We start from the raw sequence: 14348 nt of genomic DNA, 5'->3' as shown, positions 1-14348 counted from the left end.
CAATCTGCGCCAGCGGCGCCTCGCCCTTGCGGGCCACATCAATAACATCCTGGCGGAACTCCGCCCCATAAGCCGTCGGCATGGTCAACATCCTTCCACGAGCACCAGCTCGCTAGGTCAAGGAGTCAACAAAACCGGGGGCAGTCCCGAGGTCCCAAATCTGTGAAAGATACGGACCTGATTTGCATCGTAGGGAAGATTATGGTGTCAAGGCTCCGACATTTGTGTGCTGGTACCTGCAACAGCACGACCGGATTCGCCTGGAGTTGAAGTCTAAGAACGGAGTTCCGAGCGACAGGTTCTAGGTGCAAAGTGAGGTCATCGAGGAGCGGTTCTTACATGTGTCGTAACCTGACCGATACTTACAAGGGGGACATTCAGGAACGTCAAAAGTGGAGGACGATTTGCCTTACGTGGACATCAATCCATATCGAAAGACCACCCGGAAACGGTTCAAGTTCGGCGGTTTGATCGTCTTGCTGTTGGTCACGGCAGCAGTGGTCTACTTAGCTCTATCTCGGTAACGCTCGATGTCAATTGAAGACTACGTCGAAGGCTTGGCAACCATGCTCGGCGCACTTGGTATCGCCGCTGCCGCCGGCGTACTGACACTCGCCCTTCGGATGCGGGGAAAGGCCAAGCGCTGTCCCTCTTGTTACACACTCGGGATGACGTGCGTTTGTCCGACGACTTAGGTTGAGGCCCTGAAGGAGTCGGACCTAAGATCCGGGCGGCCGCCCCAAACACTCGGCCCCTACCGCGTATCCAGATCTTCGAACACCAGGAACGTCTGCGTATCCTGCACGCCCGGCATCGACTGCAACTGGTCGAAAATGACCCTGCGAAGGTGAATGTTGTCAGTGGCGCGGACCAGCAGGATGACGTCGAAATCGCCGCCGACAAGCGCGATGTGCTGTACCTCGGGAATGAGCCGAAGCTCTTCACGGAGCTCGCGCCAGGAGTGCTGTTGCACCTTGAGTGTCACGTAAGCCGATGACTTCAAGCCGGCCTTGATGGGATCCACCAGCGCGGTGAACTTAGTGAGCACGCCTTCGCCCGTCAGCCGGGAAATTCTCGAGTACGCGTGCGCGCGACTGATGTGTACATTCTCCGCCACTTGGGTCACTGACATCCGGCCGTCCCGCGTCAGCTCGGCAATGATGTCCCTGTCCACTTGGTCTAGAGGAACTTCTGCTTGGTCGGTTTCGGCGTCGGCCATCGCATCTCCAATTCGTCCACGGCGTGGGCCGGTTACCTAGCTCACATTTGCAATCTGTCTTCCAGACTAGAGGTTTCCAGCAAGCTTTTCCACGATTCTGGCCAGAGCTGGATACGAAACTTCTCTAAGGAACATACTGGTGACAAATAGTGGATACAGAAGGACGGACCAATGACGATCTCCGCGGACCATGAGGCCCAGGGTCTTGCTGACGCTCGGCCGGACGAAACCGAAGCCAACGATCAAGCTTCCGAAGTGCGGCGCAAGTTCGGAATCAGCGTGGAAGACTACATGCTGCCTGCCCGCCATCAGATCCAGATGGTCGATCCTTCTGGCGCGCTCAAGCCTGAAGCTGAACAGGGCACCGAACCCGGTCACGAATATCCCATCCCCGGCGATGCCGAACTCATGGCGGCTTACGAACAACTGGTTGTCGGGCGACGCGTCAATGATCAGAACTCCGCCCTCGTCCGTCAGGGCCGCATGGCCGTTTACCCGTCCAGCCACGGCCAGGAGGCTTGCCAGGTAGCGGCTGCTCTGTGCCTCCGCGAAGGCGACTGGCTGTTCCCCACCTACCGTGACGCCGTCGCGGTCATGTCCCGCGGAGTCGACCCGGTGGAGACCATGACGATCTTCCGAGGCGACTGGCACGGCGGCTACGACCCCACCAAGCACAAGGTCGGTATCCAGTGCACGCCGCTGACCACCCAGCTGCTCCACGCCGTCGGAGTTGCCCATGCGGCCAAACTTCGCGGCGAAGACACCGTGGTGTTGGCAATGTGCGGCGACGGTGCCACGAGCGAAGGGGACTTCCACGAAGCCCTCAACTTCGCCGCGGTCTTCCACCTGCCTGTCATCTTCTTCGTACAGAACAACAAGTACGCGATCTCGGTGCCTCTGAGCCAACAGTCCGTGGCACCGTCGCTAGCGCACAAGGCCGTCGGTTACGGCATGGCCGGTGAGCGCGTTGACGGCAATGATCTCGTCGCGCTGCTTGCGGTGCTGGACCGAGCAGTGAAACTGGCCCGCGAAGGCTCCGGCCCGCTGCTGATCGAGGCCCACACCTACCGCATGCAGGCCCACACCAACGCCGACGACGCCACCCGCTACCGGCAGGACAGTGAAGTGGCTGAGTGGACTGCCAAGGACCCCATCAGCCGCATGACGTCTTATCTCACCGGCCGTGGACTCCTCGACGACGACGGCTCGACACGAATCGCAGCGAAAGCCGAATCCGTTGCCTCGCAGCTACGCGAAGGCCTGGGTGAGGACGTCCCGGTGGATCCGCAGAACCTCTTCCGCTACGTCTTCTCCACACCCACTCCCCAACTGAAGGAGCAGTCTGCCCTGCTCGCCGACGAACTCGCCCGCGAGGCATCCAGCCAGAAGGAGGCAGGCAAATGAGCCCGGCCGTCACCACATCCTCTGAGGCCACCGAGCACGCCGCAACCGGCGATGTCAGCTCCGCCACCGCGAGTGCGGCAGCCAGCGCAGCGGCAGTCGCGGAAGCCTCAGGTCCGCAGACCATCACCATGGCCAAGGCCCTCAACTCCGCGATGGCTGACGCCATGGAGGCCGACTCGTCCGTTCTGGTGTTCGGTGAAGACGTTGGCCGCCTGGGTGGAGTCTTCCGGATCACCGATGGCCTCATGGCCAGATTCGGAGAGCAGCGGTGCTTCGATACCCCGCTGGCCGAGTCCGGCATCGTTGGCATGGCCGTCGGCATGGCGATGAACGGAATGCGCCCTGTGATTGAAATGCAGTTCGACGCCTTCGCCTACCCGGCCTTCGAACAGATCGTCAGCCACGTCGCCAAGATGCACAACCGAACCAAGGGCACCGTCAAGCTGCCCATGGTCATCCGCGTTCCGTATGCCGGCGGGATCGGCGGCGTAGAGCACCACTGCGACTCGTCCGAGTCCTACTACGCCCACACCGCCGGCCTAAAGGTCTACACGCCGGCGACAGTGGCGGACGGCTACCGCATGCTCCGCGAGGCCATCGATTCCGATGATCCCGTCATGTTCATGGAACCCAAGAAGCTCTACTGGTCCAAAGACCAGGTGGACCTGGGCGCCCTGCGCGCTGAACACTCTTCGAACGCTGCGACAGGATCCAGCAGCGAGGGCCGCGCCGCCGTCGCGCGTCCCGGCACGGATGCAACGCTCATCGCCTACGGACCCTCGGTCCCAACGGCACTCGCCGCCGCGGCCGCTGCTGCGGAAGAGGGTCGCAGCCTTGAAGTGATCGATGTTCGCTCGATCGTGCCCTTCGACGACGAAACCGTCTGCGCATCGGTGCGCAAGACCGGGCGAGCTGTCGTCATTGCCGAGGCTCACGGATTCGCCTCCGTATCCTCCGAAATCGTGGCCCGGGTACAGGAGCGCTGCTTCCATTACCTTGCCGCGCCGATCCGCCGCGTAACCGGCTTCGACGTCCCGTACCCGGCTCCGAAGCTGGAGCACTATTACTTGCCGAGCGTCGACCGCATCCTCGACGCCGTTGACGACCTTCAATGGGAGAACTGACCATGAGCACAGAAATGCAGGTGTTCCTGCTTCCGGACCTGGGCGAGGGCCTCACCGAGGCTGAACTCGTCAACTGGCTTGTGGCCGTGGGCGACGAGATCCGCGTGGATCAGCCGATCGCCGAGGTTGAAACCGCCAAGTCGATGGTGGAGGTGCCCTCGCCGTATGCGGGAGTCGTCGCTGTGCTGCACGGCGAGGCCGGCCAAACGCTGGACGTTGGGAAGCCGCTCATCTCGGTGGCTCCTGTCGGTGCTCCGGTTGCTGCTGAGCCGGCGGTTGTTGAAAAGGCGGGTCCTGTGGAAGTTGTTTCTGAGGCGCCCGCGGTGGCCGCGGCTGCCGAGACATATAGGACCGAAGAGAAAGCCGGATCCGGGAATGTTCTCATTGGCTACGGCACCTCCGGAAGCGGCGAGGCTCGCCGCACCCGGCCGCGTAAGATGTCTGGTGGTTCTACCGTTGCCGTGACCTCGGAGCCCGACTTTGCAGAACTGTCGCTGTCCCGCACGCGGATTCCGGGGAAGCTCTCTGCAGTGATTTCCCCCTTGGTGCGGAAGATGGCCCGGGACCATGGGGTCTCACTGGACGCCGTGCCTGGTTCGGGGGAGAGCGGCCTCATCCTGCGTCGCGACATCGAGGCCGCCATCGGAGGGGCCACGCGCGAGACCGCGCCCGTTGAGGTCCCCGCCGTTGCGCAGTCTTCCAGTGGAGCCCAGCCTTCCGCCGGAGTCCAGGACGCCCGTACCGGCTTGACAGTAGCTTCGCGTACTCCGGTCCGCGGGATACGGAAGGCAGTTGCGACCAACATGACACGCAGCCGTTCTGAGATCCCTGAGGCAACTGTCTGGGTAGACGTGGACGCCACGGCACTTCTTGAGATGCGTGCAGAACTCAAGAAGCGGGATCCTCACGGCGCTCCCGGCCTGCTCGCGTTCATCGCTCGTTTTGTCACAGCCGGGCTAAAAAAATTCCCCGAGCTGAACACGCGATTCGTCACGGCGGAGGACACGGCCGGCGGTGACATGCAGGAGATAATAGCTTTCGACGGCATCAACCTTGGCTTCGCCGCTCAGACGGACCGCGGACTCGTGGTTCCCTCGGTTCGCAACGCCCACCGGTTGAACGCCCGCGAACTCGATGCCGAAATCCGCCGGCTTACCGCCGTCGCACGTGACGGCAAGGCGACACCGACGGAGTTGGCCAGCGGCACCTTCACCCTGAACAACTACGGCGTGTTCGGCGTAGACGGTTCCGCCGCGATCATCAACTACCCCGAGGTAGCGATGCTTGGTGTCGGGCGCATCATCGACAAGCCCTGGGTGGTGGACGGACAGCTTGCCGTCCGCAAGGTCACCGAGCTGACGTTAGCTTTTGATCACCGGGTTTGTGACGGGGAAACGGCTGCAGGGTTCCTGCGGTATGTGGCGGACGCGATCGAGAACCCTGGGACTGTGCTGGCGGATTTGTAGGCCACAGGGTGCGCCACTTTGCGACTGTTCTGGTAAATGTCGCACCAGGCACAATCTACTCGCCGTTGGCGTCTTTTGTTGCGGCAGTGGATCCTGCTGCCGTGGAACGTGCGACGCGCCAAAGAGCACCTGTGTGTTCGTGACGTTCGACTACAACAACGGTCAAAGCCACGAGGTGCCCCCTTTCCATATCGGTGGATGCGAGTGCATGTGGTCGTAAAAGGTCTGGGTGTAAGCGTCCAAGGTGCGCAGTAGGAAGATCGACAAAAAGTAGCCCCCGCCATCCGAGGATAACGAGGGCTGGCGTGCAGTCGTGGGCGCAGGTACACGGCCCGGCAGTTTGCCGATTACCCCAATCCCATGAGGCCGGTGCGGACACAGATCCGAAGTTAGCTTGGATGGTCAAGGGTATTTGCCCCCAGCCTTCCATGACAAGTGGCACTTAACCTGCTCCTTTTCTGCCCTTAGGATTGGGGCCATGACTACTTGGGGGAAGTTCCGTAACGTCGAGAACCGTCTGCGGGCTGTGGCCCTGGGGGTGCCCGAATGCCGGATTGATCGCGAAACAAAGATCATCCTGAGGCACGGGTCATTACGGGCAGGTGCCCGATCGGCGGTTGGCAAAGGAGCTCACCTTGCCGTGATCGGAAGCCCCGAAGAGCCCGCCGTAATGAGCCTTGGAGCTGGTTCGAGGATCGGCGCTCGATCACGGATCAACGTTCGCAATGGCCTGAGCATTGGCGAGAATTGCGAGTTCTCATGGCTGGTTCAGATTCTTGACTCAGACTTCCACACTATGGAATACGCCGACGGGCGCCGGAGTAATGCTACGAAACCAATAAGAATTGGAAACCACGTTCTGATTGGAACAGGCGCCATCATCCTGAAGGGCGTCACAATCGGAGATGGCGCTGTCATCGGGGCCGGGTCCGTTGTGAGCAAAGACGTCCCCGCGAACGTGATCGTTTCCGGTAACCCGGCACGGGTACAGAGGGACATCGTTTCCTGGGTTTGATCTCAGGTTCGGAAGAACATCGAAGGGGTTGCCACGGTGCGAGGTATTCTTGCAAGCGTGCACAAATTTGGGGATGTTGCCTGGGTAGCCGGATCTATAGCCGCCGTCGGCTTGGCGGTTTTGCTTGTGATCAGTAGCCCTACGGTGGCCGTTGTAGTCCTCGGGGTTATCGCTTGGGTTGTTGTCGCCAAGATGAGGCCGGCATGGATGTTTCACCTAACTCTGGTTGCGGCATTTTTGGCAGTCCCCGCCTTCGTCCCAAAGACAATCCCCACCCCCGTCGGCGGCCTCTTCATCTTCGAACCGTTCCTGCTTGGATGTGTCGTTGTTGGGTTATTCAAGAAGGGTGACCGTCTCGTTCCCAGATCCCTCATAGTGTTTGGTGTCGTTTGTGTCATGGCCTTCATTATCGGCATCGCCAATCAAACGCAGTCGGCGCCTAGGATTGCAGACGTTCGTCCGCTAATTGATGTGCTCCTCGGAGTTGTAGCTGGGGCCAACGTGCTCCGCTTCACCTCGATGGAGCGCCTCATACAGAGCTCCAAGTGGATACTTTGGATCTCGCTCGGGATGACCCTCGCGGGATCGTTCGGCGTGGTGGACCTAGTCGGCCGCTCAGAAGTAGCGTCTTTGGTTGGCGACACGACGGGAGCCGACAGGCTTATAACACCCGCAACATATTTCGCCCTTGCAATTGCATGCGCGTCAATAGCGGCCTTGGTGATCACAAAGGCTCGCGGTCGGATGGTACTGACTTTGGCGGCCCCAGCATTCGCAATCATCTTCTTGTCCTTCAGCCGAAACAACATCTTGGCTCTTTGCGTTGCGTTCGCATGGACACTCATAGCTTCCGGTCCGGCAGCTCGAAAAGTTGCCGGCGTTGGAAAGCTACTATTCATAGCCCTCGTTGGCGGGCTCGTCCTTGCCTCAATCGTTACCGTTTTCAACATCCCTTGGCTGCAGGAGCAGCTCGACGGGTTCGGCTCCAGGGTGCTAGGAGGGCTTTCGGCAGACGCGATCCAGGCAGACGGCTCCGCCCAATTTAGGGTGGGAGAGAACGATCAGATTCTTCCCGTCATTGGGACTTCACCAATCTGGGGGCTCGGCTTCGGCGCTTCCTACAAGGATCCCTACGGGCCGATTGACTACTTTACGGCGACCACGGCGCCGTACTACGCGCATAACTACTATTTCTGGCTGATGCTCAAAGGTGGCGTCGTTGCGCTGGCTGCGTTTGCGGTGCTTGCCCTACGACCAGTTTTCATCGCGATGGGCGCTAATCGCCCGCGGCTGGCAGTCGCAAGCGCGGTGCTCTTGGCCTTTCTTGTGGTGTCGACGGTTGCGCCAATGCCGAACGGATTTCCAACTGGTCTACTCTTTGGCGTTATTGCCGGACTGGCTCATCGCTTCACGTCCGATACGCCATCGGTTGCGCTGGAAAACACGGCGAAGAGCGTGAACAAGTCGCTGCCTTCATGGGCGGGAAAGCATCAGGGATCACCATTCGAGCGAGACCAGGCATCTAGTTCGCCGACGACGTCGATCATGCGTGGCGCCGGTTCCTGACTTCTTGGGACCTACTATTAGGGCATGGGGATCCTTAACAGGCTATGGCCAGGCGTTTACCGTGATGTTGTGCTGAATTCCGTGATCGCGTCACCGCTGTTCCCCGCGCCGCTGCGTTGGCGTGCCCTGCGGGCATACGGAATGCAAATTGAGCAGAGTGTCATCTCACCGGGGGTGTGGTTTGGCAGTTCCAGAGTGTCCATCGGTGCCGGCTCGTTTATCAATTACGGGTGCATGTTCAATACGACTGCCCCGATCATGATCGGGAAGGCGTGTGACGTCGCCATGCATGTTGTGTTCTCCACGACCTCCCACGAAGTCGGCGGCAAGGACCGACGAGCGGGCAAAGCCACCGCCGCGTCGATTACGGTCGGGGACGGGACGTGGATCGGCGCGCGGGCAATAATCCTGTCCGGTGTAACTATAGGTGACGGAGTCGTGATCGCTGCCGGCTCAGTCGTCAATAAGGACTGTAAGTCCCATGGACTGTATGCCGGAGTTCCTGCTCGCAGGATCAAAGACCTGCCCGGATGAAGCTTGTCGTAATCGCGGCTGCATCTGCCGCTGCACTCGTGCTTTGGGGGTGTGGGGTCGCACCGAAAACTGTGGGCGACGCCGAGACGGTTACCGAGACTGTCAATGGCCAGAAGATGCGCGTGGACCTCGCCGCGGGCGCGTCGAAAGGGTTGGCCATCTGGTTCCACGGGCAGGGCGGCGACGCTAACACGCGCATGAACGAGGCGTGGCTGAACGGCCTGCGCCTCGGTGGCTGGGCGGTTGCGTCCGCAGACTTTCACGGGAATGCGTGGGGAGACCCTGCGGCCGTCCAGGATGTGGCCGCACTTGCTAAATGGGCACAGGATAAAGCCGGCCAACGCGCCACGCTGTATATCGCGGGTTCCATGGGAGGGCTTACTTCACTGAACGCGATGGAGCAAGGTGGGAACGTCCCGGACTGCTGGTATGGCGTCATGCCTGTTGTGGATGAGAACACGGTGTCCGATGTTCTGGATGCAACGGCACAGATACAGCTAGCCTATGGCGGACGGGTACCCGCGGCTTCGATTCCCGCCCGTAACTTGAACACCCTTCCATCCGTCAAGTACCGGATACTTTCATCCCCGGACGATACCTGGGTGCCCGTCAAAGCGAACGCCGATGTTCTCGCCACCGGGTTGAAGGGGGCTGGCAGGGACGTCTCCACGCTCGCCACAACTGGCCAGCACGGAGACCCCTCGAACTTCAACGAATCCGATCTGCTGGCATTCGCTGATTCCTGCCGTTAAAATCTTGCCCAATCCCGATCGCCAAGCCGTACGATTCAGTGATGGGGAAGATTAAAAACTTGTTGGGTGGCCGTCGAGTTGAACCATCTGATGTTGGTTATGACGTTTTCTTAGTGGCTGGTCAGTCGAACGGCCTCGGCGCTGGGGTTGGGCATGACAAGACCCTCGACGCTCCCCATCCGAAGGTGCACCAGCTAGCAGGGAGTGGCCGCAACGAGGGGAAGATCCTTGTTGGAGAGCACCCGTTCTGGCACCACACCCGAGCCCCTGGGGTCGGCTTCGGGCAGACTTTCGGCAAGCTCCACACGGAGTCCACCGGGCGTCCGGTCCTCCTTGTCCCAGCAGCGCGAGGTGAGTCTGGCTTCCACCCGCATGGTGGGTACACTTGGGACCGCAAGGATGCAACCGGAGCGATAAACCTCTACAAGTTCGCGGCTCGGCAGCTCAGCATCGCCCTAAGCGGCCATTCGGACAACGTCCTGCGGGGAATCCTGTGGCATCAGGGCGAAGCCGATACCTGGCATCTCAACGAGCATCAATATGCCATGAAACTCGATGCGTTGATTGCGGGTTTCCGAGGCGAGTTCGGAGCGGCCCCGTTTATCCTCGGCCAGATGAGTCCTGACCGCATGGCAGAGGGGAACGAGGGTTATCCGCTCATTGACGCTGCGCACCGCGATACCCCGGCCCGTGTACCCCTCGCAGCGTTTGTTGAAGCGCCACACGGCTTGTTCAACTCGCCGGAAGACAAACTGCATTTCAGCGCCGAAGGCCAGCGCGAGCTTGGCCGGCGTTACTACGCGGAGTACCGGCGGCTCACGGCCCGGTCCTGCGCCCACGACCGCGAAGAACTTTCCAACGTCAGTGTTCGCGAAACTGCTGCCGATGAATCTGCTCGATCCTGATGAGATCGAGCCGCTCGATGAGTTTCTGACCGCATCGCCAGTTGCTCGGTGGTCCTTTACGTTCACGATCAGTTCTTCCTTGGCCATCATTCGCGTGAGGCTCGCAGCTAGCGTTGCCCAAGTGACATAGGTCGTGGATAGATCGCTCTAGGTCGGGCGGAGTTCGACAATCGAGGTTGCCTCGGCGGTCGCTTTGTTCTGGCATTTTTCAACGAAGGACCCCGAATGCGCCAGCGCATGAGCTTGCTCATCACTGCAGCTTCCATCGCATTGGCGGTGATCGCGCCGTGAGCTCGGTTCAAAGACTTCCGCGGCGGATTCCTCGACGCCCCTGCAACTGTGTTAGCCCGGCAAGCTTGACTCAGCAGTCCGGGTGGATCGCAACCTTGACGAAGGCAGCAGTTTGGTACAGGTACTGGTATGCCCAGGAATACGTGGGGTCAGTCAAAGAAACCGGCGGCAAGTCCATCCGGTCGGCGACCATGTGCAGGTCTCCTGAGTAGCAGCGGCTGACGATCACCCGGGCCCTGGTCACGTGGAACTGGGCGGTCAGGACGTCCGCGCTCTTCCAGCCATATTGATCCGAGAGGTCTTTTAGTGCCCGCGCTTCGCCTTGGGTAGTGAACGGATCAGGGTTGAAGCAGATAATCCGGTACGAGCGGTGATCGCCACATATTGCCGCTTCGAATCTGCCGTCTTTGCCCACCGGGCTTGAGACGGCAATGGTTGGCGCGTAACCCTGCTGCATCAGCTGTTCGGCGTAGACCATGCGTTGGTCCGGCGGACCGAGCACGAACAGCACATCAGCGTGTTTGGGTTGGTCTGCAGGCGGAGCCACGTACAAAAAGACTCCGGCAACGGCCCAGAAGATCACCAAGGCCGCAATGACGGCAAACGAGCGAAAGAACCGACGTTTCTTTCGGGCAGGCGGGTTGGCCTGTAGTTCGTGATCGCGGAGAAGAGTCATACCGTCCTCTGACCAATTCGGGATGTGGGCGGCAGCGCTGCACTGGATCTAAGACTACTATCCGCCGACACAGACACCCATCGCCAGGCTCATGGAAGGACCACCCGAAGGACGACCCTGGCGCCATCCTCACTGAGCGCTACTTCCTTGCACAGGGCCTGAAGCGTCGTCATCCCGACGCTGGGGCGGACCGGGCCACGGAGCCGGCCAGGGGAACTGATGCTTATGTGAAGGCCTTGAGTGTCAGCCGACATCGAAACGCGGACATTGTTTCGTTCACCGTGGCGGATGGCGTTGGTGAATCCCTCGGAGAGCACCTCAATCACTGCCTCAGCTCGGGCCGGGTCCTCGTCGCATAGCGCCCACACACCGGGATCAATGTCGCACGCCAGGTTCAACACGCGCCCCCAGGTACTCAGCAGATCTTGGATACTCGATGCTGCACGCGGCTCCTGTCCGGGCGACTCGCCCAAGATCTCACTCTCGGCCTCAGCCACGGCCCTCGTCAGGATGTCCCCGACCTCCTGCGGGGCCAGATCCTCTTCGGGGTCGTTTCCTCCAGTGCCAGCCAGGGCGAGGGCGCTCGAAACCAGGTTTCCTTGCAGCTTGGTGTGCAGGATCCTGGCGACCCTCCGGCGGGTGTGGAGCAGCTTTTGGTGCGCGCGGTCTGCAAGCTTGAGTAGCTCGTTGAGCGAGCGTGCCAGCCTGACTTCATGCCGCCGTCGTTGGCGTTCGGCAGCTCGAAGAAGCGCCACCGTGAGCGCAGTCAGCGGATAGGCCCAGAGGGCGGACCAGTAGAAGAACTGGGCATAGCCGAACGCCTCCTGCAGGAGGCAGGTCACCGACGCGCCAAGTGCGGACGTGCCCGCGTAGCAAAGGGTCATGGCGGAAATTCGCCGCAGGGGACTGGCGATCCTCCGTACCGTCCGGGCGGTTGCCGCGTTCCCGACGAGCAGGATGGTCCCGCCCACAACCCCCTGAACCAGCAGGAAGAGGAGGCCGTATTCTGTCAGCAGTCGCACTGCGATGAGCGATTCGAAGAGCAGCACAGGCAATGCGATCGGTGCGGCTCTGATCAAATGCGGGAGTCCCTCGGTGGGTTCCGGGCGGGAAGGCGGCCGCGGAGGGGGTGTCTCAGGGGGCAACGGGGTGTGGTCGTGGAAGAGCTGGTGGCTCATCGGGCGGACGACGTCATCGGAGATGGTCCGCAGCAGGCGTGAGGCCTCGGATCTGTGGAGGGTTGCGCTCATCCGGACAGAGAGGACCGTGTCAAGACGTTTGGAGAGTTCGGTGACATAGTCGGAACGGATCGAGCGCAAGCGGTGCTCATCGAATCCGAGCTGCGCCTCGATCGCAGCCTGGGCAGCGCCGAGCCGGCGTTCAAGCACGGCGTGGCCACGGATGGAGTCCGTCAGCATCGCGATCGCCGAGAGGAAAACCAAGGCCGCCCCGATGTTGATGAGGACGCGGGCCCAGAGATCTTCACTCAGGTCCGCGATATTCAGCGCCCGCGCGGACCAAGCCACCAGGAGCGGGCGGCAGGCGCCCAGGAACGCGAAGGTGCCGAACGCCGTCGTAATTCTGCCTTTGAGGCTCGGGGGAGCCGCGATCAAAGGGCGAAGAAGTATCCCCACAAGGCCAAGCACCACGTGCACAAGAAACACGACGGCCGTGCCGGATGCTTCCACAGCCAGTGTGACCGATCCAGTCCCAGCGAGCGTGACCGATCCGGCGAACATATTCATGACCGTCAGCGCCAAGGGCACGGTCAGAAGCCACGACCAGAAGCTCAGGGCATTCCTGCCGCCGATACCCCGGGCCCAGAGCGCAGGGGAGCGGCGGCGGCTCATTGATCGCTATCTGCAGGGGCCGGCAACCCAAACGTGCGGGAGTACAGCGTGGCCGCGGCAACCCGCGGATTGACGCCCGGATTCCGGTTCAAGCCAAGGGCCTCGAACGTGCGCGAGACGGCCTTCTCAACGGAACGCATGCTGCTTCCCCGTTGTTTGGCGATTTCAGCGTTCGACCATCCCTCCGCGATCAAGCGCAGGATATCCAGCTGGACGCGGGTCAGCGCGCCGAGCTTCGCTGCGCCAGACTCCACAGGGGGAGTCACCGTGACGGGAATCTCCACCAAGGTCGAGTTCACTGCACTGATGAGGCCGTCCACGGAGTCAAGGGACGACTTGTTGACGAACGTTGATCCCGCCGGCAACTCGGAAAAGGGAGCTTCCGACGGATAGTTCGTCAGGAAAACGATGGCGCACCCCGGGGAGAGCGACTTCACCACGTGCGCCAGCTCGACGCCGTTGGGCCGGGATCCCAGGTCGATGTCAGTCACAAGAACATCGGGATCGACGGCGGCGAACATGGATATGGACTCTGACGCAGAGGCACAGTCATGCACGTCGAATTCCGCGCCCCTCAAGGCGTCGGCCACAAGCCCCCGCATGAATGGCTGATCTTCGACAACCAGTACCCGCCGAACCCACCCCATAGCCCCCATGGTTGAAGGGTATCCGAGCACACCGAGTGATTCACCGGCAGCAGCCAGTTGTTACGGCTCAGGACAGATCACGACGGCGGCGCTTGCGTCGCGTTTCGCGACGCCGCCTGCCGTAGTGCTTGCCTCAGGCTTCGGCCTCAGTGGCGGAGGGCGATCGTCACAACGAAGATTGTGGCGGCGCCCAAAATAGCCAATCCAACGTAGGACAGCTTCCGCTGAAACCTTCTCCGACGCTCGCGCCGTTCATCCCTGGCCAGATATCCCGTGCTGTAGTTCCCCATGCCGCGAGGATAGCCCCGGTGAATTTGCCCTCACCTCCAGGGGTTCGGTTATTGCGACCGGTTTGGCTGCCCGCCTACTCCGGGGTAGCGCGGCTGACCACTCAATTTCGCAGCGATCACCACTCAAATTCGCAGGGATTACCACTCAAATTCGAGCAAACGGCCACCTATCGGTCCTTTTCGACGATAGCGTTCGTTGTGGGTTAGCCGCCCCCGGAGTGGGGTAGCCGCCCCCGGATGGTGCGCCCGATGCGTCAGCCCCCTGAGATACCGGGCGTGAGACTTTGCTTTCGGAGCAGCCAAGTCTGTGGCCGGCCAAACCGACTGGCCGGCCACACCATTCGACAGGATGGACTACCGGTTACTGTGTCCCATAGTCCATCCACCCAGAACCCCGCCCGCGCAAACTATCACGCCAATAATGAGTAGCCGGTTTCTTACGTGCGCAAAAATATGTGGTGTTTGCAATGTTCATCACCAGAGCGGCCAGACTGACTAAGAGTGCTATGCGGTACGCGTGCTGACCGGTGCTGCGCTGACCGGCAATAGCCCACACCAACGCAAGCACGGACAGCGCTGCCCCCAGCAGCGGGTGAAGGACTGTCAGGA

12 protein-coding genes are annotated in these 14348 nt (G+C 61.0%); 8 read left to right on the top strand and 4 right to left on the bottom strand.

Going from position 1 to position 14348, the window contains the following annotated elements; genetic code table 11:
• Positions 1–754 precede the first annotated feature (754 nt).
• Positions 755–1219, bottom strand: coding sequence for an Lrp/AsnC family transcriptional regulator (locus AB4068_RS15160; protein ID WP_441433791.1), 465 nt, complete (start codon positions 1217–1219; stop codon positions 755–757).
• Between the two features lie 171 nt (positions 1220–1390).
• Here AB4068_RS15160 and pdhA point away from each other — a divergent pair, with 171 nt between their 5' ends.
• The 8 genes from pdhA (at position 1391) to AB4068_RS15120 (ending at position 9985) form a co-directional block, all read left to right on the top strand.
• Positions 1391–2623 (top strand): pyruvate dehydrogenase (acetyl-transferring) E1 component subunit alpha, encoded by a 1233-nt coding sequence (gene pdhA, locus AB4068_RS15155; RefSeq protein WP_441433790.1) that lies wholly within the window; start codon positions 1391–1393, stop codon positions 2621–2623.
• A complete protein-coding gene (locus AB4068_RS15150; protein ID WP_441433789.1) occupies positions 2620–3747 on the top strand; it encodes an alpha-ketoacid dehydrogenase subunit beta in 1128 nt (375 codons plus the stop codon). Before pdhA ends, AB4068_RS15150 begins: the two co-directional genes overlap by 4 nt.
• A gap of 2 nt (positions 3748–3749) precedes the next feature.
• Positions 3750–5213 carry a dihydrolipoamide acetyltransferase family protein gene (locus AB4068_RS15145; RefSeq protein WP_441433788.1) on the top strand — a complete coding sequence of 488 codons (1464 nt, stop codon included), beginning with the start codon at positions 3750–3752 and terminating at the stop codon, positions 5211–5213.
• 478 nt (positions 5214–5691) lie between these two features.
• Positions 5692–6228: an acyltransferase gene (locus AB4068_RS15140; RefSeq protein WP_441433787.1), complete on the top strand. Its 537-nt coding sequence runs from the start codon at positions 5692–5694 to the stop codon at positions 6226–6228.
• A gap of 36 nt (positions 6229–6264) precedes the next feature.
• A complete protein-coding gene (locus AB4068_RS15135; protein WP_441433786.1) occupies positions 6265–7794 on the top strand; it encodes an O-antigen ligase family protein in 1530 nt (509 codons plus the stop codon).
• A 24-nt stretch (positions 7795–7818) separates the two neighbouring features.
• A complete protein-coding gene (locus AB4068_RS15130; RefSeq protein ID WP_441433785.1) occupies positions 7819–8328 on the top strand; it encodes an acyltransferase in 510 nt (169 codons plus the stop codon).
• Positions 8325–9080 carry a hypothetical protein gene (locus AB4068_RS15125; protein ID WP_441433784.1) on the top strand — a complete coding sequence of 252 codons (756 nt, stop codon included), beginning with the start codon at positions 8325–8327 and terminating at the stop codon, positions 9078–9080. Before AB4068_RS15130 ends, AB4068_RS15125 begins: the two co-directional genes overlap by 4 nt.
• 113 nt (positions 9081–9193) lie before the next feature.
• The gene (locus AB4068_RS15120; RefSeq protein ID WP_441433783.1) at positions 9194–9985 is read left to right on the top strand and encodes a sialate O-acetylesterase; all 792 of its coding nucleotides are present in this window, start codon (positions 9194–9196) and stop codon (positions 9983–9985) included.
• Between the two features lie 361 nt (positions 9986–10346).
• On the opposite strand, the gene AB4068_RS15115 is transcribed toward AB4068_RS15120, so the two are convergent.
• From AB4068_RS15115 to AB4068_RS15105, 3 genes are all read right to left on the bottom strand, one after another.
• Positions 10347–10952, bottom strand: a complete 606-nt coding sequence (locus AB4068_RS15115; protein ID WP_441433782.1) for a YdcF family protein — start codon at positions 10950–10952, stop codon at positions 10347–10349.
• An 89-nt stretch (positions 10953–11041) separates the two neighbouring features.
• A complete protein-coding gene (locus AB4068_RS15110; protein ID WP_441433781.1) occupies positions 11042–12802 on the bottom strand; it encodes a hypothetical protein in 1761 nt (586 codons plus the stop codon).
• Positions 12799–13458: a response regulator gene (locus AB4068_RS15105; protein WP_441433780.1), complete on the bottom strand. Its 660-nt coding sequence runs from the start codon at positions 13456–13458 to the stop codon at positions 12799–12801. The genes AB4068_RS15110 and AB4068_RS15105 overlap by 4 nt, the downstream gene beginning before the upstream one ends.
• Between the last annotated feature and the right edge of the window lie 890 nt (positions 13459–14348).

It is taken from the genome of Arthrobacter sp. 2RAF22, from assembly GCF_052115325.1.
Classification (GTDB): Bacteria; Actinomycetota; Actinomycetes; order Actinomycetales; family Micrococcaceae; genus Arthrobacter.
The sequence above is the reverse complement of the archived record's forward strand: the minus strand, read 5'-3'. Positions and strand labels throughout refer to the sequence as shown.